20 protein-coding genes are annotated in these 20,327 nt (G+C 69.4%); 11 read left to right on the top strand and 9 right to left on the bottom strand.

The features are described 5' to 3' along the window. The first annotated feature begins 26 nt into the window (after window positions 1-26). From ACIA5H_RS10715 to ACIA5H_RS10705, 3 genes are all read left to right on the top strand, one after another. Window positions 27-359, top strand: coding sequence for a hypothetical protein (locus ACIA5H_RS10715; protein WP_397075410.1), 333 nt, complete (start codon window positions 27-29; stop codon window positions 357-359). Then, the gene (locus ACIA5H_RS10710; RefSeq protein WP_397075408.1) at window positions 352-987 is read left to right on the top strand and encodes a methylated-DNA--[protein]-cysteine S-methyltransferase; all 636 of its coding nucleotides are present in this window, start codon (window positions 352-354) and stop codon (window positions 985-987) included. Before ACIA5H_RS10715 ends, ACIA5H_RS10710 begins: the two co-directional genes overlap by 8 nt. Window positions 988-1,150: 163 nt before the next feature. Further along, on the top strand, window positions 1,151-1,447 hold the full coding sequence (locus ACIA5H_RS10705) for an alpha/beta fold hydrolase (RefSeq protein ID WP_397075406.1): 297 nt from the start codon (window positions 1,151-1,153) through the stop codon (window positions 1,445-1,447). Here the strand turns inward: ACIA5H_RS10705 and ACIA5H_RS10700 are convergent. The 3 genes from ACIA5H_RS10700 to ACIA5H_RS10690 form a co-directional block, all read right to left on the bottom strand. Next, the gene (locus tag ACIA5H_RS10700; RefSeq protein ID WP_355071546.1) at window positions 1,401-1,685 is read right to left on the bottom strand and encodes a hypothetical protein; all 285 of its coding nucleotides are present in this window, start codon (window positions 1,683-1,685) and stop codon (window positions 1,401-1,403) included. The two genes, ACIA5H_RS10705 and ACIA5H_RS10700, sit on opposite strands and share 47 nt — an antisense overlap. Then, window positions 1,682-4,288 (bottom strand): LuxR C-terminal-related transcriptional regulator, encoded by a 2,607-nt coding sequence (locus ACIA5H_RS10695; protein WP_379249161.1) that lies wholly within the window; start codon window positions 4,286-4,288, stop codon window positions 1,682-1,684. Before ACIA5H_RS10695 ends, ACIA5H_RS10700 begins: the two co-directional genes overlap by 4 nt. 116 nt (window positions 4,289-4,404) lie before the next feature. Further along, window positions 4,405-5,694: an adenylosuccinate synthase gene (locus ACIA5H_RS10690; protein ID WP_379249163.1), complete on the bottom strand. Its 1,290-nt coding sequence runs from the start codon at window positions 5,692-5,694 to the stop codon at window positions 4,405-4,407. A gap of 283 nt (window positions 5,695-5,977) precedes the next feature. Here ACIA5H_RS10690 and ACIA5H_RS10685 point away from each other — a divergent pair, with 283 nt between their 5' ends. Then, window positions 5,978-6,637 carry a hypothetical protein gene (locus ACIA5H_RS10685; protein WP_397075402.1) on the top strand — a complete coding sequence of 220 codons (660 nt, stop codon included), beginning with the start codon at window positions 5,978-5,980 and terminating at the stop codon, window positions 6,635-6,637. Continuing rightward, window positions 6,634-7,410, top strand: a complete 777-nt coding sequence (locus ACIA5H_RS10680) for a site-2 protease family protein (protein WP_356962829.1) — start codon at window positions 6,634-6,636, stop codon at window positions 7,408-7,410. The genes ACIA5H_RS10685 and ACIA5H_RS10680 overlap by 4 nt, the downstream gene beginning before the upstream one ends. Before the next feature lie 310 nt (window positions 7,411-7,720). Here the strand turns inward: ACIA5H_RS10680 and ACIA5H_RS10675 are convergent, their stop codons facing one another. After that, window positions 7,721-8,857: an aromatic acid exporter family protein gene (locus ACIA5H_RS10675; protein ID WP_379250088.1), complete on the bottom strand. Its 1,137-nt coding sequence runs from the start codon at window positions 8,855-8,857 to the stop codon at window positions 7,721-7,723. 72 nt (window positions 8,858-8,929) lie between these two features. Next, window positions 8,930-9,373 (bottom strand): DUF3151 domain-containing protein, encoded by a 444-nt coding sequence (locus tag ACIA5H_RS10670; RefSeq protein WP_379249167.1) that lies wholly within the window; start codon window positions 9,371-9,373, stop codon window positions 8,930-8,932. Window positions 9,374-10,759: 1,386 nt separating this feature from the next. On the opposite strand from ACIA5H_RS10670, the gene ACIA5H_RS10665 reads away from it, so the two are divergent. Both ACIA5H_RS10665 and ACIA5H_RS10660 read left to right on the top strand, forming a co-directional pair. Then, the gene (locus tag ACIA5H_RS10665) at window positions 10,760-11,995 is read left to right on the top strand and encodes a hypothetical protein (RefSeq protein ID WP_397075399.1); all 1,236 of its coding nucleotides are present in this window, start codon (window positions 10,760-10,762) and stop codon (window positions 11,993-11,995) included. 98 nt (window positions 11,996-12,093) lie between these two features. Then, window positions 12,094-13,155, top strand: coding sequence for a fused (3R)-hydroxyacyl-ACP dehydratase subunits HadA/HadB (locus tag ACIA5H_RS10660; RefSeq protein ID WP_397075397.1), 1,062 nt, complete (start codon window positions 12,094-12,096; stop codon window positions 13,153-13,155). A gap of 10 nt (window positions 13,156-13,165) precedes the next feature. Here ACIA5H_RS10660 and ACIA5H_RS10655 read toward each other — a convergent pair whose 3' ends face one another. Beyond that, the gene (locus tag ACIA5H_RS10655) at window positions 13,166-14,632 is read right to left on the bottom strand and encodes a DUF4185 domain-containing protein (protein ID WP_397075394.1); all 1,467 of its coding nucleotides are present in this window, start codon (window positions 14,630-14,632) and stop codon (window positions 13,166-13,168) included. Window positions 14,633-14,646: 14 nt separating this feature from the next. On the opposite strand from ACIA5H_RS10655, the gene ACIA5H_RS10650 reads away from it, so the two are divergent. Next, entirely contained in the window at window positions 14,647-14,946 is a 300-nt protein-coding gene (locus ACIA5H_RS10650) for an excalibur calcium-binding domain-containing protein (protein ID WP_397075502.1), read from the top strand. Window positions 14,947-14,986: 40 nt separating this feature from the next. Then, window positions 14,987-15,307: an excalibur calcium-binding domain-containing protein gene (locus ACIA5H_RS10645; protein WP_379249177.1), complete on the top strand. Its 321-nt coding sequence runs from the start codon at window positions 14,987-14,989 to the stop codon at window positions 15,305-15,307. Here ACIA5H_RS10645 and ACIA5H_RS10640 read toward each other — a convergent pair. Together ACIA5H_RS10640 and fbaA are read right to left on the bottom strand one after the other, a co-directional pair. Next, window positions 15,304-16,422 carry a BTAD domain-containing putative transcriptional regulator gene (locus tag ACIA5H_RS10640; RefSeq protein ID WP_355071526.1) on the bottom strand — a complete coding sequence of 373 codons (1,119 nt, stop codon included), beginning with the start codon at window positions 16,420-16,422 and terminating at the stop codon, window positions 15,304-15,306. The two genes, ACIA5H_RS10645 and ACIA5H_RS10640, sit on opposite strands and share 4 nt — an antisense overlap. Before the next feature lie 31 nt (window positions 16,423-16,453). Continuing rightward, a complete protein-coding gene (fbaA, locus tag ACIA5H_RS10635; protein WP_364424668.1) occupies window positions 16,454-17,488 on the bottom strand; it encodes a class II fructose-bisphosphate aldolase in 1,035 nt (344 codons plus the stop codon). A gap of 298 nt (window positions 17,489-17,786) precedes the next feature. On the opposite strand from fbaA, the gene ACIA5H_RS10630 reads away from it, so the two are divergent. Then, window positions 17,787-18,443, top strand: a complete 657-nt coding sequence (locus ACIA5H_RS10630; protein ID WP_379250090.1) for a DedA family protein — start codon at window positions 17,787-17,789, stop codon at window positions 18,441-18,443. 5 nt (window positions 18,444-18,448) lie between these two features. Continuing rightward, window positions 18,449-19,147 carry a DedA family protein gene (locus ACIA5H_RS10625; protein ID WP_355071523.1) on the top strand — a complete coding sequence of 233 codons (699 nt, stop codon included), beginning with the start codon at window positions 18,449-18,451 and terminating at the stop codon, window positions 19,145-19,147. Window positions 19,148-19,154: 7 nt separating this feature from the next. Here ACIA5H_RS10625 and ACIA5H_RS10620 read toward each other — a convergent pair whose 3' ends face one another. Then, window positions 19,155-20,240, bottom strand: a complete 1,086-nt coding sequence (locus tag ACIA5H_RS10620) for a glycoside hydrolase family 76 protein (protein WP_397075499.1) — start codon at window positions 20,238-20,240, stop codon at window positions 19,155-19,157. Between the last annotated feature and the right edge of the window lie 87 nt (window positions 20,241-20,327).

Genomic DNA, 20,327 nt, shown 5'->3' with positions numbered 1-20,327 from the left:
GGCCAGTGGCGCGCACCCTGACGGACATGATGCTCGCCACCCTGCTCCTGACCGCCTTGCTCGGCTGCCTGATCTACCGATTCGCGCCGGAACGCGACACGCGCACCTTTCGCCTCGAACGCTTCCACCCCGCTACACCGATGTCGGACCAGCCCCTCTCGTACTACGACCACCAGCGCCGATACTCCGATCTCGCGGCGATCTACGGCCGCGGCGACGTGCCGGACCCGGACCTGCCCAGTGGCGCGAACCAGCCGGGAGCGAGTCGGGGTCACGGCTCATCGAAGGCCAGTTCCGGAAAACTGGCCTTCTCATTGCGAACTTGTCGGTCCCGCGGTGCAGACTTGCCTCATGAGTGACGCCACTCGCCTCGCCACCGATCGTCCGGCGACCGAGGCCGCCGAGCCCGTGGCCTCTGGCACTCCCGCACCGGACCGCCCGATCGTGGCGACGCTGTTCGACACCGCGATCGGCTGCTGCGCGATCGCCTGGAGCGAGCGCGGCGTGTTCCGATTCCAACTCCCCGAGGCGAGCCCGGCGGCCACCCGCGCGCGCATCACGCGCGGCCGCGCGGGGCACCCGAGCGAGCAGATCCACGAACAGGCGCCCACCGAGGTCGTGGCCGAGGCCATCGCGGGCATCCGCGCCCACCTCGCGGGCGAACTGGACGACCTGCGCTGGATCGCCGTGGATACCAGCGGAATTCCGGAGTTCCACCGCGCCGTCTACGCCGTCACGCGCGCCATCGACCCGGGCCACACCCTCAGCTACGGCCAGGTCGCCGACCGCGTAGGCGCGCCAGGCGCCGCCCAGGCGGTCGGACAAGCATTGGGCCGCAACCCGATTCCCCTGATCATCCCTTGCCACCGCGTACTGGCCGCCGACCACGCTTTGCACGGCTTCTCCGCCCCCGGCGGCATCGACACCAAGCAGCGCCTGCTGACCATCGAGCGCACACCTGGATTCGGCGAGCCCACCTTGTTCTGAACGACCAGCACCGACCAGTGCGTCCTGTTCTCGGAGTCATGGATACGGCACGTCCGATGAATTCGTGTACTTCGCTTCATCCCTCTGAGCGAGACATCGGCAGCACCCGCCGATCCAGAGCGAAAGCGCCACCACTCCCTCCACCACACACGACTGGGCTGTGATGCGCGATTTCATGCGCGGCGAGACGCTGCGGCCCGAGGACTGGTCCGGCGTTCCCACTCTGGTGACCGCAGGCGGCAAGTCCGACGCACTGCTCCGGAAGGGAGCCCGCGCCATCGCCGCGGTACTTCCCGACGCCGTTTTCCGGGAGATTCTCCGGCTCGGCCATCATCCGAAGATCGGGTTGCTCGCCCCCGTCGCCGGTTCGTTCCGCACCGGCGCCGATCAGCCCGCCGGCTACTACGCGCGGCTCAGCGCAAGGGATGCGCGCGGAAGAATTCGCACGCGTCCCCGGTGATGTAGCCGTCCTCGCAGCCGAAGTACGTCTGGATGCAGGCGTTCGTCGAGCAGCCGAGTTCGATCAATTTCTGCCTGATCCGGGCGTTGCGCTCCTGCGTCGTCTCGGTCTTCGTCGCCACTGTCGCCGAGGGACGCGCGGAACTGGTGACCGGTTGCGGCTGTCCGTCCGAGCACCCGGCGGCCAAGACCAGACCCGCCGCCGTGGCAGCGATCACCGCGGCCGCTCGCAGGGTCATTTTCCGCTCCCGGACTCTCCGCGCATCAGCGCGCCCAGGGACTCGCGATCGGTCACGTCCATCTTGATGCAGGCCCGGTAGAGATGGCCTTCGACGGTGCGCACCGAGACGGTGAGCCGGTCGGCGATCTGCCGGTTGGACAGGCCCGCGGCGACGAGGTTGGCGATCTCCCGTTCCCGCGCGGTCAAGGGCAAGGGTTGTGCGGCCTGCCGCAGCGCGGGGGTGCTCGCTCCGCCGCAGGCGGCGGCGAGCCGGTTGGCGGTGGCGGCGGACTCCAGCAACTTGCGCCGATCCCCGGCTCGCTCGTGGGCCGAGGCGGCCTGCGCCGCGGCGTCGGCGGCCGACAACAGCGCGCCGATGCGCTCGAATTCGGCGGCGACCGAGTCCAGCCCGGGTCCGTCGTGGTCGGCGAGCGCCACCGCGTGCCGAGCCTGCGCCTGTACCAGCCGTCCTTCCACTCGCTCGGCCAGTTCCGCCAGTCGTCCGGAGACGGAATGGTCGCCGAAGCGGGCCGCGGTGTGCAGCGCCATGGCCTCGATGGCGTGCTGATGCGAGCGTGCGGCCGCGTCGGCGGCGCCCACCGCGATGCGGATGGCAGGCGTGACGGTTCCTTCGGCGGCGGCCAGCCAAGCGCGCGCCACTTCCAGCTGCGGTTCGTACACGGCACTGTGCCTGCCGCCCCGCGCGGTGGCGTGCGCGATCGACTCGGAGGCGTCGCCGGCCCGCCCGAGCGCCGAATACGCCTCCGCCAGACGGATTCGCGCGGGGAACATCCACGCGGCAGCGCCCTCCGCGGCCAATGCGGCCAGCGCCTGTTCCAGATTCTCGATGCCGTCCAGGAACCGGCCCTGCGCCACATCGACGGTCCCTTGCAGGATCTTCGACATGCCCCAGGCCAGATACTGGCCCGGCGAGGAGTAGCCGACGAATGCCCCGGCGCAGCGCCGCGCGGCCTCCAGATCGCCGGCGAAGGTCAGGGCGAGCACCTCGGCGTGCGTGGACATGAAGCGGTTGAGTCCGTCGATGTGCGCTTCCACCTCGTGCCCACGGGCCGCGTACTGCCTGGCCGCCTCCCCCTTGCCCATCAACGCCGACGCCAGGCCGCCGCCGAACGACGCCCACCACACCGCCCACGGCGGTGCGCCGTCGGCGGACATCACCGTCTCCGCCTCGGCGATCGCGTCGTCGACCCGGTTCTCGTTGACCAGACTCGCCGACGCCAGGCCGGTGAAGATGGCCGCGATCTTCGGATGCCGCACCTTCGCGCGCACCAGCTTCAGCACCTCGTCGGCGCGATCGGCATCGCCCATGGCCCACAACAGGTTCGCCACCCTGGTGCTGCCCCAGCGCGCCAGCTGCACCTCGTCGAGTTGGTCGGGGTCGAAGCTGGCGAGGGTGCGCTCGGCCTCGATCCGGTGCCCCTGCCACAGCAGGGCGCGCGCCAGCAGGTCGGCGGCCTCCACGCCGCCGCGCCGCTCCACCGCTGCGCGGGCGAAGCGCTCGCCCAGCGGCAGATTCGCCAATCCGATCGCGTCGGCCGCCGCCGCCTCGAACAATTCCAGATCCGCGGATTTATCACTGTCCAGCGCCAATTCGGCCAGGCGGATGCGGTCGGCGGCGGAGTTTATCCGGCGGTCCTTGAGCGACGAATACAACCTGCCGCGCAAACGCCGCGCCGAGGCGATGCCGAGCCTGCGGCGGATCACCTCACCGAACAGCGGGTGGTTGTAGCGCACGATCAGATCTTGGGAATTCTCCACCACCCGGATCACCCCGCGCGTTTCGGCGGCTTCCACCGCGTCCTCGCCCGCCAATTCGGCGAGGACGTCGAGATCGATCGGCTCGCAGAAAGTCAGCAGTTCCAGCACCCGCAGCACCGGCTCGGGCAACTGCTCGACGCGGTCCTCCAGCAGCGCGGCCAGCTCCGAGGTCACCGCCGCGCGCCCACGCAGTTGCCACACGCCGTTGACCTGACGCAGCGTGCCCGCCTCCAGCGCACCCTCCACCAAATGCCGCAGGAACAACGCGTTTCCGGCGGAGGACTCCCACATCAGATTGGCGGTGAACCCCTCGAGCTGCCCACCGAGCATCGATTCCACCAGTTCGACGCTCTGGCGCTGGGTGAACGGGCGCAGGTCGATGCGCGTCAGATGGCCGTCTTTCCACAACGAGGTGACCGCGTCCGGCACCGGGACTCCGCTGCGCACGGTGACGACGATGTGGGCGGCTTTGTCGATGGCCAGTTGCAGCAGCAGCGTGGCGGAGAGCTGATCCAGCAGATGCGCGTCGTCGACCCCGATCACCGTGTCCCCGTCGGCGAGCAACGCCTCGCGCGCCGCCGACATGAACGTGACCGGATCGTGCGCCGTATAGACGCCGACCATATGCGCGAACACCCCCAGCGGAATGCTGCGCGCCGACTCGGTGCCCGCCACCCAGCGGACATTGCCGCCGAGCGCGGAGGTGGCATGCCGGGCAAGGGTGGTCTTGCCCACCCCCGCGTCACCGGTCAGTACCACGCCGACGTGCCCCGGACCGGTCAGCGCCGCACGGATCGCCTCGAATTCGCTCTCGCGCTCGATCATCGGCCAGTTCCGAGCCATGCTCTAACTGTAGTTCTTCACCGATCATGATCGAAGCCGAGCGAGCACGATAGATGTGGCGAATTTCTGGTGATCTTGCCGAATTTCCGCTGGCACGCGCGGAATTCGAACAGGTTCTAGTCGAGTACGTCGTGCCGGACGATGGTCTGATCCCGGCCGGGACCCACGCCGATGCAAGAAATCCTGGCGCCGGACAGCTCCTCCAAACGCAACACGTACGCCTGGGCGTTGGCGGGCAGCTCCTCGAAGGTGCGCGCGCCGGAAATGTCCTCCCACCAACCGGGCATTTGCTCGAAAATCGGCTTCGCGTGATGGAATTCGGTCTGCGTGGTCGGCATCTGCTCGACTCGCTCGCCGTCGACCTCATAGGCGACGCAGATCGGCACCGTCTCGAGACTGGATAGAACGTCCAGTTTGGTGAGGAAGTAGTCGGTGATGCCGTTGACCCGGGTGGCGTAGCGCGCGATCACCGCGTCGAACCAGCCGCAGCGGCGGGCGCGCCCGGTGGTGACACCGACCTCGCCGCCGGTCTTGGCCAGGTAGGCGCCGAACTCGTCGAACAGCTCGGTCGGGAACGGTCCGGAGCCGACCCGGGTGGTGTAGGACTTCAGGATGCCGAGCACCGTGTTGATCTTGTTCGGTCCGATGCCCGCGCCGACCGCCGCGCCGCCCGAGGTCGGGTTCGACGACGTGACGTACGGGTAGGTGCCGTGGTCGACGTCGAGCAAGGTGCCCTGCGAACCCTCCAGCAGCACCGTCTCACCACGCTCGAGCGCGAGGTTCAGCTTCAGCCTGGTGTCGGCGATCCGGTGCTTGAAGCTGTCCGCCTGGGTCAGCACCTCGTCCACCACCTGCTGCGGATCAAGCGCGCGGCGGTTGTAGATCTTGACCAGCACCTGGTTCTTGAACTCGAGCGCCGCCTCGACCTTCTGGGTGAGGATCTTCTCGTCCAGCACGTCCGCGACGCGCACGCCGACGCGCGCCACCTTGTCCTGGTAGCACGGCCCGATCCCGCGGCCGGTGGTGCCGATCTTCTTGTTGCCGAGGAAACGTTCGGTGACCTTATCGATGGCCACGTGATACGGCATGATCAAGTGCGCGTCGGCCGAGAGCAGCAGCCCGGAGGTGTCGACGCCCCGCTGCTCCAGCCCCGCCAGCTCGTCCAGCAACACGCCGGGATCCACGACGACACCGTTGCCGATGACATTCGTCACGCCCGGGGTCAGAATGCCGGAGGGGATCAGGTGCAGGGCGAAGTTGTCGCCGTTGGGCAGCACCACGGTGTGACCCGCGTTGTTGCCGCCCTGGTACCGGACCACCCAGTTCACCCGACCACCGAGCAGATCGGTTGCTTTGCCCTTCCCCTCGTCGCCCCACTGGGCGCCGATCAGGACGATTGCCGGCATGGTCGTGTCTCCTACGGTTCGACAGGCAACACTGGTGTGTTGCAGCTACCTGCCGTACTGAGGCGGTGGCCGGAAGCACAGTCTAGCCGACCCGTCCCCGGCGGCATCGCAGCGCATCTCGTCGTAGGCTCGACAACCGTGTGGTCGCGGCCGGGCAGGGCTAAGGTTGCACGGCACGCCGAGCGGCAGCGCGGCGGGCACGGGCGAGCCGCGGCTCGGGTTCGCCCGCCAATGGCGAGGGGCCCGACGGTGTCGGCTCGAACCGAGGAGGGTGTACGGCAGCTTGAGTACCCATGTTCTCCGCTGCGACGGCGCTCCCGTACCCATCGCGCTCGCGGCGCTGCCGACCACCCAGACGGCCGCCATCCCCGATCCCGCCGTGATCGACGAGTTGCTTCCCGTGCTGGCCGCCGACAGCCTGCCGCGCCTGATCGTGCTGGGTGAGGACGCCGCGCTGGCCGCGGTGCTCACCCATCTGATGCGCACCGAGCGCCTGCACGTGGAGATCGGGTACGTGCCGGTCGAGAAGACCTACGCCGCACGCGCCTACCAGACCGGCACCGGCAACGCCGCCGCCAAGCGCGCCATCGGAGGCAGCGCCGTCGAGACGCCACTGGTTCGCGACGACACCGGCAAGGTGCTCGCGGGCCGGGCGGTGATCACCGGCATCGGCGGCGAGCGGCTCGAGGGTGAGGCTTATGTCGACGACACCCTGCTGTTCTCCGGTGACGTGACGGCCATGCTCGTCTCGCCGTGCCTCGAACCGCCCGGTGTACGGGCGGCCGTGCGGCGAAGGTTCCGCAAACGGCGCTGGGTCGAGGGGCGAGCGGCGCAGCTCGGCACGCCAGGCGCCATCGTGACCAGGGACGGCGTCCGCGCCGATCGCCCGGTGCCGCGCTCGAGTTTCTACCGCCATCACGAACCCTGGCTGCTGGTGCGATGAGTTTCCCGACCAACCGCCGAGCGCGTGCGGTCCGGCCGAGCCCGGTGTTCCTGCTCGTGGTGGTCGTGACCGCGGTCGGCGGCGCGCTGGCCTGGGACGCCCCGCTGGACTCCACCAGAGCCAAGGCCGGTGTGTTCGTCCTCGTGGTCTTCGGTTGGGTGGTCTCGCTGTGCCTGCACGAGTTCGCGCACGCGTACTCGGCGTGGCGCGCGGGTGACCGGGAAGTGGAATTGCGCGGCTATCTGACGCTCAACCCACTGAAGTACAGCCATCCGCTGCTGTCGATCGTGTTGCCGATGGTGTTCATCGCGCTCGGCGGCATCGGCTTGCCCGGCGGCGCGGTCTACGTGCACACGCACAATGTCGCGCCGCGCACGCAGCGGATCATCAGCGGCGCGGGGCCCGCCGTGAACGCGTTGTGCGCGGTGTTGCTGCTGGCGGCCGTCCGGATCTGGGGCAGCTCGGCCACTCATCCCGCGTTCTGGTTCGGCGTCAGTTTCCTTGCCTTCCTGCAGATCACGGCGACTCTGCTGAATCTGATCCCGCTGCCGGGACTGGACGGCTACGGCATCGTCGAGCCGTCGCTGAGCTACCAGACCCGGCGCTCGCTCGACCAGTTCAAGCCGTTCGGCATGTTGATCCTGTTCGCGCTGCTGTTCACGCCCGCGATCAATCAGGTGTTCTTCGACGCGGTGTACGCGCTGTTCGAACTGTCCGGGGTTCCGTCGAATTGGTCGCGCTACGGCGGCTACCTGACTCGGTTCTGGACCTGATCTCGGCGACTCGCCGTACACGTGGGCGCGGGACCGCCCGGTCGGGTTGCCGGGCGGCCCCGCTTCTTCGCCGCTTCCGATCCGCCCCCCTTCCGGCTGCCACACCCCTTGGCCGGAAGGTCCTTTCGTCCACGTGCGAAGTGGTCGACCGCGATACCCCGCGACTCGCGGTCACATCGCAAAACTACGGCGGGATGACGCGCGGAACCCGAGTAGCGGACTACCCGAAGATCGAACTTCCGGCGCGCCGCACGGGAATCGGACCACGGTGGCAGGCAACAATGTCCGAATACCGCTGAGTAGTAGGGCTTCAGACCTCGGGCCGCACGTAGGGGTTCTTGACCGTCGGCGGCAGCAGGGCAATCGCCGAGATACGTTGCACGCCGCACACCTGCATCAGGTCTACCAGCGTCGAACGCACCTGCGCGAAGACGACGTGCGCCGAAAGGCCCGCGCCGGTTACCAGTTCCGGGCGGGCGCCCTTCGCGACCGAGCGCAGTACGCGGGCCGCCTCGGCGCGGTCGGGTTGGTCGCCGGGGTCGGCCAGCATCATCCGGCGCACCACGTCGACGGCCTGGCCCAGGCGCTCCACCTCGTCGATCAAACCGGGGTCGAGGATTTCGTCGTCGCGCACCAGAGTCAGCGAGCGCCGCAACAGGACTCGGGTGTTGCGGATGGCGTTGTCCAGCGGATCCGCCGTGGCCCTGATGCGTTCGAGCCGGGGACGGGAGTTCCAGTACAACGGCGAGATCCGGCTGATCTCGCGGCCGCCTTCCAGGGTGGCGCGCAAGGAGTCGATCTGCGGCTGAGTGGCGCGCATCGCGGTGAGCGCGCGGTGCACCTTCTCCGGATCCTGTTCGAGCAGTCCGTCCGCGCATTCGGTGATCGATCTGCCCATCACGGCGAGGATGTCCCCGGCGAGCGTCCGCGCCCTGCGCACGGGATGCAGGGGGATCGCGGCGACCACCACCACGCCGACCAGACCGCCGACCAAGGCGTCGATCATGCGGGAGAGACCGCCGCCCGCCGAGGGCGGCAGCAACGTGGCGACCAGCACGGCGGAGCCCGCCGCCTGCACGGTGATGACCGGACCGCCGTCCAGGAACACCGCCGCGGCCATGGCGACCGCGACCACCAGCGCGATCTGCCATATGCCGGTGCCCGCGTGGGAGATGAACAGATCGCCGATGCCGATGCCGACCGCGACCCCCACCACCAGTTCCACCGAGCGACGCAGCCGCGCGCCGAAGGAGATGCCCATCGACACCACGGCGGCCGTCGGCGCGAAGAACGGCAGCGCGTGGCCGATGACGTGATGCGCGAGGAACCAGGCCAGCGCGGCGCCGACCGAACACTGGATGATCGGCAGCGCCGACCGGCGCAGCCGCGCCCACGAGGTGCGTAGCCTCGCCATGCCACTCGCGCGGGCCACGCCGAACCGGGACATCGGGTCGAACGCACCCGTCACCCGGCCGCTACCTACCATCGAATCGCTACGCGGTGCTCCGATCACTACGACTCAGTCGAGGCCCAGCTCCGCGGCCGCATGGGGGTCGCAGTCTTCCAGCAGGTCGAGGCAGCGAGCGTACTCGTCGGTCTCGCCGATCACCTTGGCGGCGCGGGCCAGCGCGCCGACGCTGCGCAGGAAGCCGCGATTGGGTTCGTGGCTCCACGGCACGGGACCGAAGCCCTTCCAGCCGTTGCGGCGCAGTAGATCGAGGCCGCGGTGGTAGCCGGTGCGGGCGAACGCGTACGCGGCCACGATGTCGTGGTTGACCGCCTCGTCCTGGGCTTCGCCACGAGACAGCGCCGCCTCGGCGAGGTGCGCCCAGGCGATCGAGGCGGCCGGGTGCTCGGCCGCCACCCGCACCGGATCGGCGCCGTCGAGGAGCGCGTCCTCGGCGTCGGAGATTTCTGGTAGCAATACCGGTTGCGGTCCGAGCAGGTCACCGAACGAGGTCATGCGGTTCATTGTGCACCGCACGACGGTTTGCTCGACAGCCGACCGCCTCGCCTCCTCGCGTCACGGCGTAGGCCGAACAAGGAGGTCAGGTGACGGGTCGGCATTCGTTCGGCTCGACGTGGGCTGATGCCGGACCTCGCCGGGCCGCGCCCATTAGGCTGGCCGTCGAGTTCAAACAGTTCCGCTTAGCGAGGGGTGTGCGTGTCCGACCCGAACGACGAGAAGAGCACGGCGCGAGACAGCGCCGGACCGGCCGACGCCGCCGGGGCCGACGCACGCCCCGAGGCCGCCACCGAACGTATCCCCGCCTCGGGCAAGAGCGGTTCCGCTTCGTCGGCTGCCCCCACCGAGCGCATCGCCAAGGCGCAGCGACCGGGTGCGACGCCGTCCGGCGGCGCCGCGGCAGCCGCCTCGGATGCTTCCGCGGCGAGATCGAAGGCTGGCGCGGGCACCGGTAGTCCAGCCCCCGGCGGCCAACCGAAACAGGCTCCCGGTGGAGGTCCGGTCCCCGGGAAGGGCGCGAACACGGCCGAGGCGGGCACGAAACCGGCCAACGGTCCAGCGAGCGGTACGAACTCACCGGCTACGAATCCACCGGCTTCCAATGCGAGCGGCTCCGCACCCGCGGGTCCCGCGCCACAGGTTTCGACGCAGTCCGGAGCTTCCGGCGGTCCGAAGACCCCCGGCAACCAGGCGAATGCCACCAACCGGCCCGCAGCCGCGAGCCCCCGAGCGGCCGGGACCCCGGCTGGGTCCAACGCGACCAGTGGGACCAGCGCCGATAGCACACCTGCCGCCGGCCCCTCGAGCGCGGCGAAGGCCGCTGGGGCGGCGTCAGCAGGCGGTACCGGTAAGCCGAACCCTCCTGCTTCTTCCGCGCCGTCCCCGGCGGGGCAACCAGCCGCGAAACCACCTGCGGGGCAAGTCGCAGCCAGCCGGAACACACCGCCGCCCTCCGGCCCGACCGCGTCGAACGCACCCGGCACCAAAGGCACAGCCCCTTCCGGACCAGCGAACACCCCGGCAGGGAAACTCGGCGGCGCACCAGCACCCAATGGCCCGGCCGCATCGAACCCGCCCAGCACCAAAGGCACAGCCCCTTCCGGACCGGCGAACACCCCAGGGAGAACCGGCAGCACACCAACGCCCTCCGCCCCGGCCGCCGCATCGAACACGCCCGGCACCAAAGGCACAGCTCGTCCCGGACCGGCGAACAGCCCGGCGGGGAAGGTGGGCGGCGCACCGGCACCCTCCGGGCCAGGCACATCCAGCCCACGCCCAGCATCGGGCGCCGATGCGGAAACGGCCGCGCCCGAGCGCGAGTCCGCGCCGGAGACCGGCGGTAGCGCCTCGAAGCCTGGTTCCGCTCCGGATCAGTCGCGCACCGTGGTGATCAAACGGGATCAGCTTCCGTCCGGCGCGGCCCCCGCGAGTGGGTCCGCTTCGAAAGACGCAGCGGCGCAGCCGGATCGACCAGCGACGGACAAGGCACCCGCCTCCGGCGCGAAGGCAGGACCGGCGGCCGCCTCGAAGAACGCGGCGACGGCCGAGACGACCCCGGGTACGCCGCCCGAGACCGCCGGTGCCTCTACTCCGCCCGGCGGCAAGCCTGAGGCCGAGACCGCCGCGATCCCGGGGGGCGGCGAATCCGCCACCGTCGTGATACGCAAGCCGTCGGCCGGACCGGCTCCCGCGCCGGAGCGGACCGGCGAATCCACCCCGGCCGAGGCGCAGAACCCGCCCGGTTCGGATGACGTGACGATGGCGATGCCGGTGGTCGGCCTGGACGACGCGAAGACCGTCGCGTTGCCCATCCAGCGCCCCGGCGACGGCGGCAGGCCGGGCACCGATCGCGTGGTCACTCCATCGGCGGGTCCGGTACCGGTCACCAAGCCGCCGAGCACGCCGCGTCCGGCTCCCGGTCCCAAACAGCCCGGCCCGCACGGCCCTGCCGCGCCGCCGCAGCACGGACCTGGCGTCGAGGACACCCGCCCGTCGCCGCAGCGTCCCGGCGGCAGACCGCGACAGGTGGCGACCGCGCCGTCCCCCGCGGACGTCCAGCAGACCGTGCCCGCGCAGTCGATGGGGGGTCCGCGTGCGCCGCAGACCCGGCCCGTCGCGCCGCCGCAACGGATCCCCCCTGCTTCGCAGGCCGCCGGTGCGACCGCCACCGGTCCCACTCGGCCCGATCGACGGCTGATCGTGCTCGGAGCGGCGGCCGTGGCGGTGATCGCGCTCATCGCGGTGATCGTGTCGCTTGTCACGATGTCCGGCGACGACTCCCCCGAGGCTCAGGTGCGCAGCGCCATCACCAGCTACACCGACGCGCTGAAGAGCGGCGATCTGGACGCGCTCCGCTCCACCACCTGCGGTCCGCTGCACGACTTCTATCAGGGCATTCCGAGCGACCAGTTCGCCGGCGTGCACAAGTTGTCGATGGAACGCAAGAACATCCCGGTGGTGGACAGCATCGACGCCATCCGCATCACCGACGCCACCGCCATCGCCCAGGCCACGGTGTACACCGAGGCCGACCCGGCGAAGCGGTCCGCCCGCACCTTCGACCTGCAGCGCACCGACGACGGATGGAAGGTCTGCGATCCGCCCTCCAGCAGCCAGTAACCACCTGGCAGCGTGATAGCCGCCACGCATCGATGCCGGTCACACACGTCACACTCACCTGGTCAATGGTCCGGCCCCGCAGTAGCATGGCCCGGATCATGAGCAGGGAGCAGACAATGGCGCGGCCGGATATCGATGTCGTCCCGGTGACGCCGATCGGACAGCGATTCCGGGTGCGTGACCACTACGAGGTCGGCCGGGAGAAAGTCCGGGAGTTCGCCCGCGCGGTACAGAACCACCACGCGGCGCACCAGCACGAAGCCGACGCACGCGCGCTCGGGTATCCCGGCCTCATCGCGCCGCCGACCTTCGCCTCGGTGATCGGGATGACCGGGACCAGGGCGCTGCTCGACACGGTGCTCACCGAGTACGACCTCTCCCAGTTCCTGCAGACCGATCAGGTCTTCGAGATCTACCGGCCGATCCTGGCCGGCGACCGGATGCGCAGCGAGATCGTCATCGAATCGATCCGCCAGTTCGGCGACAACGACTTCATCTTGGTGCGCTTCACGCTGAGCAACCAGCACGGCGAGGTCGCCATCGTCGGGTCGACCACGATCGTCGCGCGCCGCGGAGCCGAGGTCGACGACACGCTCGACGACATCGTCGAGAACGTCATGATGCACGGGCGCCCGGTCGAATCCCGGAGTACCGACCCCGCGCACAACGATGTGCTGGTGTCGCTCGGCGTCAGCCCGTTGGTGGAGCCGGTCGAGCACGAGTCCACGCCCGTGCACACGCTGCTCTCTTTCGACGAGCTCGCTCCAGGCGACCAGCTGCCCGACCGCGCGTTCCAGCTGACCCGCGGCGACCTGGCGAACTACGCGGGCGTGTCCGGCGACGCCAATCCGATCCACTTCAGCGACCACGCCGCACAGCTGGCCGGGCTGCCGACGGTGGTCGCGCACGGCATGCTGACCATGGGCTTGGCGGGTGACTACCTCACCTCGTGGCTGGGCGATCCCACCGCGATCCAGAAGTTCAGCGTGCGCTTCTCCGGCTTCGTTCCGGTTCCCGCCGACACGGCGGGCACGGTGGAGTTCACCGGCCGGATCAAGTCGCTGGACGCCGCCGCGCGCACCGCGACCATCCTGCTCGGCAGCTCGTCCGAGGGTCGCAAGCTGTTCGGTCGCGCCCTGGCCGAGGTCCGGCTCCGCTGACCCGAGCGGCTCACTCGCCGACGACCGAGTGCATCAGGTACACGTTGTAGTCACTCCAGGTCGACATGGTGAAGTACAGATCCGTACCCGAAGACCACGGGTGGATGAAGCCTCCGTACAGCTCCGGATAGCTCAGCGCCGACACCGTCGGCGTGCTCTCCGACCACACGCCCTGCGGTGTGTCCGCCTCGCGTACGACCAGCGCCGCCTTCGTCGTGTCCAGATAGCTCATCTGCCAGACCTCGCGGGCGGCGTCGTAGCGGACCGACAGTTCACCGACAGGACCGTCCACGATCGGCGTGGCCGAGCCGAAGCCACCGACGGGGGTCCAGGCGCCATCCCGCCAATACTGGTAGGCGGTGGTGTTGAGCAGCTGGTCCTCGGGCACCCGGGCCAGGCCCACCGCGCCGAGGCGGGTATTGGGCGTGCCGAACATGTAGACGTAACCCCCGTGCGGCACCATCGCGCTCACCTGGAAATTCGCCAGCCCGAAGATGTTGTCCCAGCGCGCGTGCGGGTCTTTCGTCCAGGTCTGACCGTGATCGTCGGAGTAGGCGATGCCGCCGTAGTTGGTGAAGAACGTGCCGGGCAGGCTGTTCCAGGTCCGAATGGACATGTAGCTCAGATACTGTCGCTCGCCCAGCGCGAAACCCGAGGTGGGAATGGTGGTGACCTCGACATTGTCGAGTTTGCGGCTGGAGAGCACCTCGGCCGCGTGGCAGCGGTCGTCGGTCACCATCCGGTCGAAGGTCACCCCGTCGGCGAGATCCCGGTCGGTGCTGAAGGCGAGGACGTTGCTGCGCCAATCCAGCCCCATGCCGCCCGGCGGATGGAAGCCGCGCCCGACGGTGTCGCCGAACGCGGTCGCGATCTCGCCCGGTGCGCTCTCCCACATGATGCCGAGGTCGGTGCCGTCCACCTGCCAGCGTTTGTCGGTGCGGTTCACCGAGTTCGCGCCGGTCAGCTTCGCCACCTCGCGAGCTGGGCCGAGCCGCGGCGCGGGGCGAGCCGGTGACTGCGCCGCGGGCTCGATCGGCGGCCGCACCGGCGCGGGTGGTGGGGGCACCTGACCGGGGTCCGGGCCGGGGCCGGGGATCGCGAAGTGGAACGGTTTGGGATCGAGCAGGATTTCGGGGATCCCGAGCTGTCCGGCGAGACTCGGTGGCGCGCCGGGCAGATCGGTGAGATCCGGGCAGGGATTCGCGCAGGGATCCGGCGGGAGCTCCATCCGCGTTCGCTTCGGCGCGGATTCCGGCGGCTGTGGCGGGAGCACGGTGATCACCGGATAGGGAATCGGCACCTCCAGCGTTTTCGGCACCAAAGGCTCGTGGGTCGCCACCGGGTCGGTCGCGCACGGACCCACTCCCGCGAGCGGGCCCGCCGCTTCGGGCGCGGCGGCGGCAGGCCCGTCGGCGTAGACGAGCATTCCCGCGCCGACCACGATCGCACCGACCGCGGCGAACATTCGCATCGCCATAGCAACCCCTCGAAATCCTTTGCGGACACGAATCTTGCGAAGACGAACCAGCGGAACGACCCTACCCCGTTCGCCTTTCGAAGGCGGTCAGAACGACACGCCCGGCACCGCCGCAAACTCCGCCGCAGCCGAGCAATCCACCGGCCCCGAACAATCCGCCGCCGCCGAACAACCTGCCACCGCAAGCGCCCCCGGGTCCCTACTACAAGAACTGCACGGAGGTCCGCAACGCCGGTAAGGCCCCACCGCGGCGTGGACAGCCGGGTTACGCCCCTCACCTGGACCGGGACAACGACGGAATCGCTTGCGAGTGAGGCGCGCCGGACGATCCGGGAGCAGGATGGAGACGTGACCATGTCAGTTCTCCGCTTCGCACCCGCGATCGGGGCGGCGCTGCTGGCGGCCGGAGCGTGCGCGCTCGTGCCGTCGGCGGCGTCCGCCGTCCCGCCCCCGGCCGTCGCGATCGCCGGACCGCACGACGACCATCCGATCCCGCACAACCGGACCGGGCCGAAGGGGGACAGCGAGCGACCCGAGGAACCCGCCGAGCGGTCGCCGAAGATCTACACCGACTGCGACCAGGTGCGCGCCGAGGGCGCCGGGCCGCTGTACCGCGGGCAGCCCGGCTTCAACGCCCAGCTGGACCGGGACGGCGACGGGATCGCCTGCGACTAGTGCAGCGCCTGGAAGGTCAGGATCGTCGCGCCGATCCGGATCAGGTCGCCGTCGGCGAGCAGCACGCCGCTGTCGATCGCGTCGTCGTTGACGTAGACGCCGTTGGCCGAATGCAGATCCTTGATGAGCAGACCGGAGCGACTCGGCATGATGTGCGCGTGGTAGCGGCTGGCCCGCGGGTCCTCCAGCACCAAGTCGTTGTCGGTCATCCGCCCGATACGCAGGCCGCCCTGCGCGATCGCCACCACGCGACCGTCCGGCATCCGCAGCTGACCGCTGCGCACCGCACGCGGCACCTCGGTGACCGTCTCGGTCATCGCCGCGGCCAGGCGCTCGACCTGCCGGAGTTCGACCGTGCTCAGCGGCTCCTGCCGCAGCACGCGCTGCTCCAGGTCGATCAGCGCCGGCCCCGGGTCGATGCCGAGCTCGTCGGCGAGCACGCCGCGCACCTTCCGGCACGCCTCCAGCGCGTCCGCCTGCCGTCCGGACAGATACAGCGCGGTGATCAACTGGCCCCACAGCGGTTCGCGCAACGGGTGCTCGTTGGTCATCGCCACCAGCTCGCCGATCACCGAGGACGCTCGCCCGCAAGCGATCTCGGCGTCGATCCGGGCCGCCGCGGCCAGTAACCGCTCCTCGTCCATGGCGGTGGCGAACCCGTCGGCGAACTGCAATCCGGCCAGATCGGCCAGCGCCCGGCCGCTCCACTCGCGCAGCGCGGAGCCGAACAGCTGCGCCGCCCCGGCGTGATCACCCGCCTCCGCGGCACGGGCGCCCGCCTCCCGCGCCGCTTCGAAACGTCCCAGATCGCACGCGGTCTCGTCGATCTCCAACCGATAGCCCGACGACTCGGTGCGCAGCACCGTCGCCGGGTCCACCCCGGAATTACGCAGCGCCTTGCGGATGTTGGAGACGAAGACCTGCAGGCTGGCGGCATAGGCGTCGGGCGGTTCCTCGTTCCACACCAGATCGGCGAGCGCGGCCGACGACACCGCGCGCCGCCGATTCACCGTGAGCGCGGCGAGCAGAGCTCGCGGTTTGGGCCCGCCGACGGCCACCGGTTCACCACCGACGAGCAGCCGCACGGGCCCGAGCACGCGCACATCCAAACTCATGTGCACCAAGCCCCTGACGGGTGTATCAGGGTCAGGCGCTGATCGAGCGTCCGGCCGAGTGCAGGTCGTTGCACGCCTCCACCACACGCGCCGACATCGAGGCCTCGGCCTTCTTCAGGTAGCTGCGCGGGTCGTAGGCCTTCTTGTTGCCCACTTCGCCGTCGATCTTCAGCACGCCGTCGTAGTTGGCGAACATGTGCCCGGCGACCGGCCGGGTGAACGCGTACTGGGTGTCGGTGTCGACGTTCATCTTCACCACGCCGAAGCGCAGCGAGTCCTCGATCTCGGACTTCAGCGAGCCCGAACCGCCGTGGAAGACGAAGTCGAAGGGCTGCGCGTCGGCGCCGAGGCCGAGCTTGGCCGCCGCGACGCGCTGGCCCTCGGCGAGCACCTCGGGCTTGAGCACCACGTTGCCCGGCTTGTACACGCCGTGCACGTTGCCGAAGGTGGCCGCGAGCAGGTACTTGCCGTTCTCGCCCGCGCCGAGGGCGTCGATGGTCTTCTGGAAGTCCTCCGGCGAGGTGTAGAGCTTCTCGTTGATCTCGGCCTCGACGCCGTCCTCCTCACCGCCGACGACACCGATCTCGACCTCGAGAATGATGTTCGCGGCGTGGGTGGCCTTCAACAGCTCCTTGGCGATCTCGAGGTTCTCGTCGATCGGAATCGCGGAACCGTCCCACATGTGCGACTGGAACAGCGGGTTCTGGCCGGCGTTGACCCGCTCCTGGGAGATCGCCAGCAGTGGACGGACGAAAGTATCCAGTTTGTCCTTCGGGCAGTGGTCGGTGTGCAGCGCGATGGTCACGTCGTACCTGGCCGCGACCACGTGCGCGAACTCGGCCAGCGCCACCGCGCCCGTGACCATGTCCTTCACACCCTGGCCGGAGCCGAATTCCGCGCCGCCGGTGGAGAACTGGATGATGCCGTCGCTGCCCGCGTCCGCGAAACCCTTGATGGCCGCGTTGATCGTCTCCGACGACGTGCAGTTGATGGCCGGGAATGCGAAGGAATTGGCTTTGGCCCGACCGAGCATCTCGGCGTAGACCTCCGGAGTCGCGATGGGCACTGTAAGACCTCCGTGTTGTGCGGCAAAGACCTATTTTGTCAGCCTTCACCCTAAGGCAGCGGTGTTTCGCCTGGTATGCAGGGAGGGAGTGCGCAGTTGACCCGCCGGTAATTTTGCGCACAGCACGAGCTTTTTCAGGTGGAGCCGGTACTGTGGGGCCGGTAATTTGCGCTGGCAGCTTCCGACGCGGTGGCAAGCGATGCAGGCCAGCCGTATCGGGACAGGAGGCCACGTGATTCTGCAGGCAGCGACAGAATCGGTGACGAGTAACCTCGCGTTGACCGAGTTGCTCGATCCGATGCACCTGCTCACGGAGACGTGGCTGAAGGACGCGGTGCTGCCGGCCATCCTGGTCATAGTCTTCATCGAGACCGGCTTGCTGTTCCCGATCCTGCCCGGCGACTCGCTGCTGTTCACCGGCGGCCTGCTCGCCGCGCAGCCGAATCCGCCGGTGTCGATCTGGGTGCTTGTGCCCGCCGTCGTCCTGGTCGCGTTCGCGGGAGACCAGTGCGCGTATTGGATCGGCCGGGCGATCGGGCCCGCGCTGTTCCACAAAGAGGACACCCGTTTCTTCAAGAAGCACTACGTGACGCAAACGCACGAGTTCTTCGAAAAGCACGGGCCGAAGACGATCATCCTGGCCCGCTTCGTGCCGATCGTGCGCACCTTCATGCCGGTGCTGGCCGGTGTCTCCAAGATGGACTACCGCAAGTTCGTCGCGTTCGACATCGTCGGCGCGCTGCTGTGGGGCGGCGGTGTCACCGTGCTCGGCTACTTCCTGGGCAACGTCGCGTTCATCCGGGACCACGTCGAGGCGATCTTCTTGCTCATCGTCTTCGTATCGATCCTGCCCGGCATCAGCGCGGTGGCGAAGAAGCTGCTCGGCCGCAATGCGCAGGCGCGAGAGCAGGCCGAGGCGAAGCTGCCCGCCTCGACCAGCGAGTCCACCCGCTGAAGCCGGTGACGACGGAATCGTCGCCCCTAGCCGTGGGCAGTTTCGATCCGCTACTGTCGGCGGGCCCCGCGCTCGTCTGGACGGTGGTGCTGACCTTCGTTTTCCTCGAGTGCGCGGTGATCCTCGGGCTGTTCTTGCCCGGTGACTCGATGCTGATCACCGCGGGCATCGTGATGGCGTCGCACGCCTCGGGTGAGACGCACGTCTGGGCGCTGTCGGTGGGCGCGATGGTCGCGGCCATCGCGGGCAATCAGGTCGGCTACGTCATCGGGCACCGCACCGGACGACACCTGGTGGCCAGGAAGAACGGCAGATACATCAACGTCCGCAACCTGCAACGCGTCGCGGAACTGCTGCATCGGCACGGCTTCGTCGCGGTGCTGATCGCCCGGTGGATCCCGTGGGTGCGCACCCTGTGCCCCTCGGTGGCAGGCGCCGCGCGGATGGACCACCGCAAGTTCACAGTCGCCAGCACGATCGGCGCGATCGTCTGGGCGCCGGTGCTGTTGCTCATCGGGTACTACGCGGGCAGCTTCCTGCAGCGCGTGCAATGGCTGATGCCGATCGTGATCGGCACGCTGGTGGTGGGCCTGATCATCGGGACGGCGCTCGGCGTGCGGCACTACCGGCAGGAGATGTCGCAGCCCGCCGAGGACTTCGCGCTGGAAACGGCTCCGAGCGCCGTGCTGGAGCCCGAGGGCTGATCCTCGGTCACAGCCCAGCGGCGCTGACCTGGTAGGCCGCCTCCATGAGCAGCCAGCCGGACAACTGCACCGACATGTCGCGTCCCGGCACTTTCGACGAGGTGACCGAGCCGCCGGAGGTGAGGTAACCAGCTCCCGCGCTGCCGCCGGGCAGCCGCGCGGGCTTGCTCCAGTCGTGCCCGAACAGTGGCTCGCCCTCGACTTGCAGCCGGTTCGCCCACGCCGCCTCGGCGGACGCGGTGACGATAGCGGCGGCCGCGCGGCGGTCGGCGATTCGCTGGGCGTCCTCGCCCGGCAGCATCACCGCGACCAGCGCCAGATATCGGGCCAGGATGCCGTTGAACAGGCCGCCGTCGCCGCCGCCACCACCGTCGACCACACCGTCGGTGGTCATGTGTTCCTCGACGGCCGCGAGCAGCCGGTGCACGCGTTCGGTGTGCCTGGGCTCGCCGGTCTGCACGGCGAGCTCGGTCTCCAGGCCGAGCGCCACACCCTGGCAGTAGCTGAACACGGGACGCTCGATCTCGCCGGATGGTAGGTGAATGCCGTCCAGGATCAACCCGGTCTCCGGATCGCGCAGGGTCGCGTCCAGCCAGTCGGACATCTCTCGAGCGCGTTGGACGCGCCCGAGGCGCAACAGCGCGATCGCGGCGGGACCGTTCGCGGGCGCGTTGAAGTAGTCCGAACCGATGCGCCAGGGCAGTCCGCCGCCGACCTGCGGCTGCCAGCCGTCGTGCAGCTGCTTCTCCAGCGCGACCAGCGCACTGCGCACGTCGGTGCCCTGGGTGCGCTCGGCGCGTTCCAGCGCGATGGCGAGCCAGGCCATGTCGTCGTAGTAACGGTTGGTCCAGCCGGTGATGTTGCGGATGCGGTGTGAGCGCGCCAGCGCGGCGATTCGCCTGCGGCGCAGCGGAGTCGGTGCCCGATTCGCGGCGTCGGTCGCGCACTCGATCAGATGCGCCTGCCACCAGTAGTGCCACGCGCCGAAGATTCGCTCCCGCTTGGTCGCCGGCCAGCCGACCACACCGAGTTCGGTGCCGGGGAGCGCCCACAGCGCGCGCAGATGCCGGGAGATGATCGACGATTCGGCCATATCGGCCCGTTCGGACCACAGCGTCGCCGGCGCGACGGCCTCCCGGCCCGCCGGTGCCCGGCCGGCCGGCGGACGCGGTGCCGCGGA

It is taken from the genome of Nocardia sp. NPDC051900, assembly GCF_044452545.1.
Classification (GTDB): domain Bacteria; phylum Actinomycetota; class Actinomycetes; order Mycobacteriales; family Mycobacteriaceae; genus Nocardia; species Nocardia sichangensis.
The sequence above is the reverse complement of the archived record's forward strand: the minus strand, read 5'-3'. Positions and strand labels throughout refer to the sequence as shown.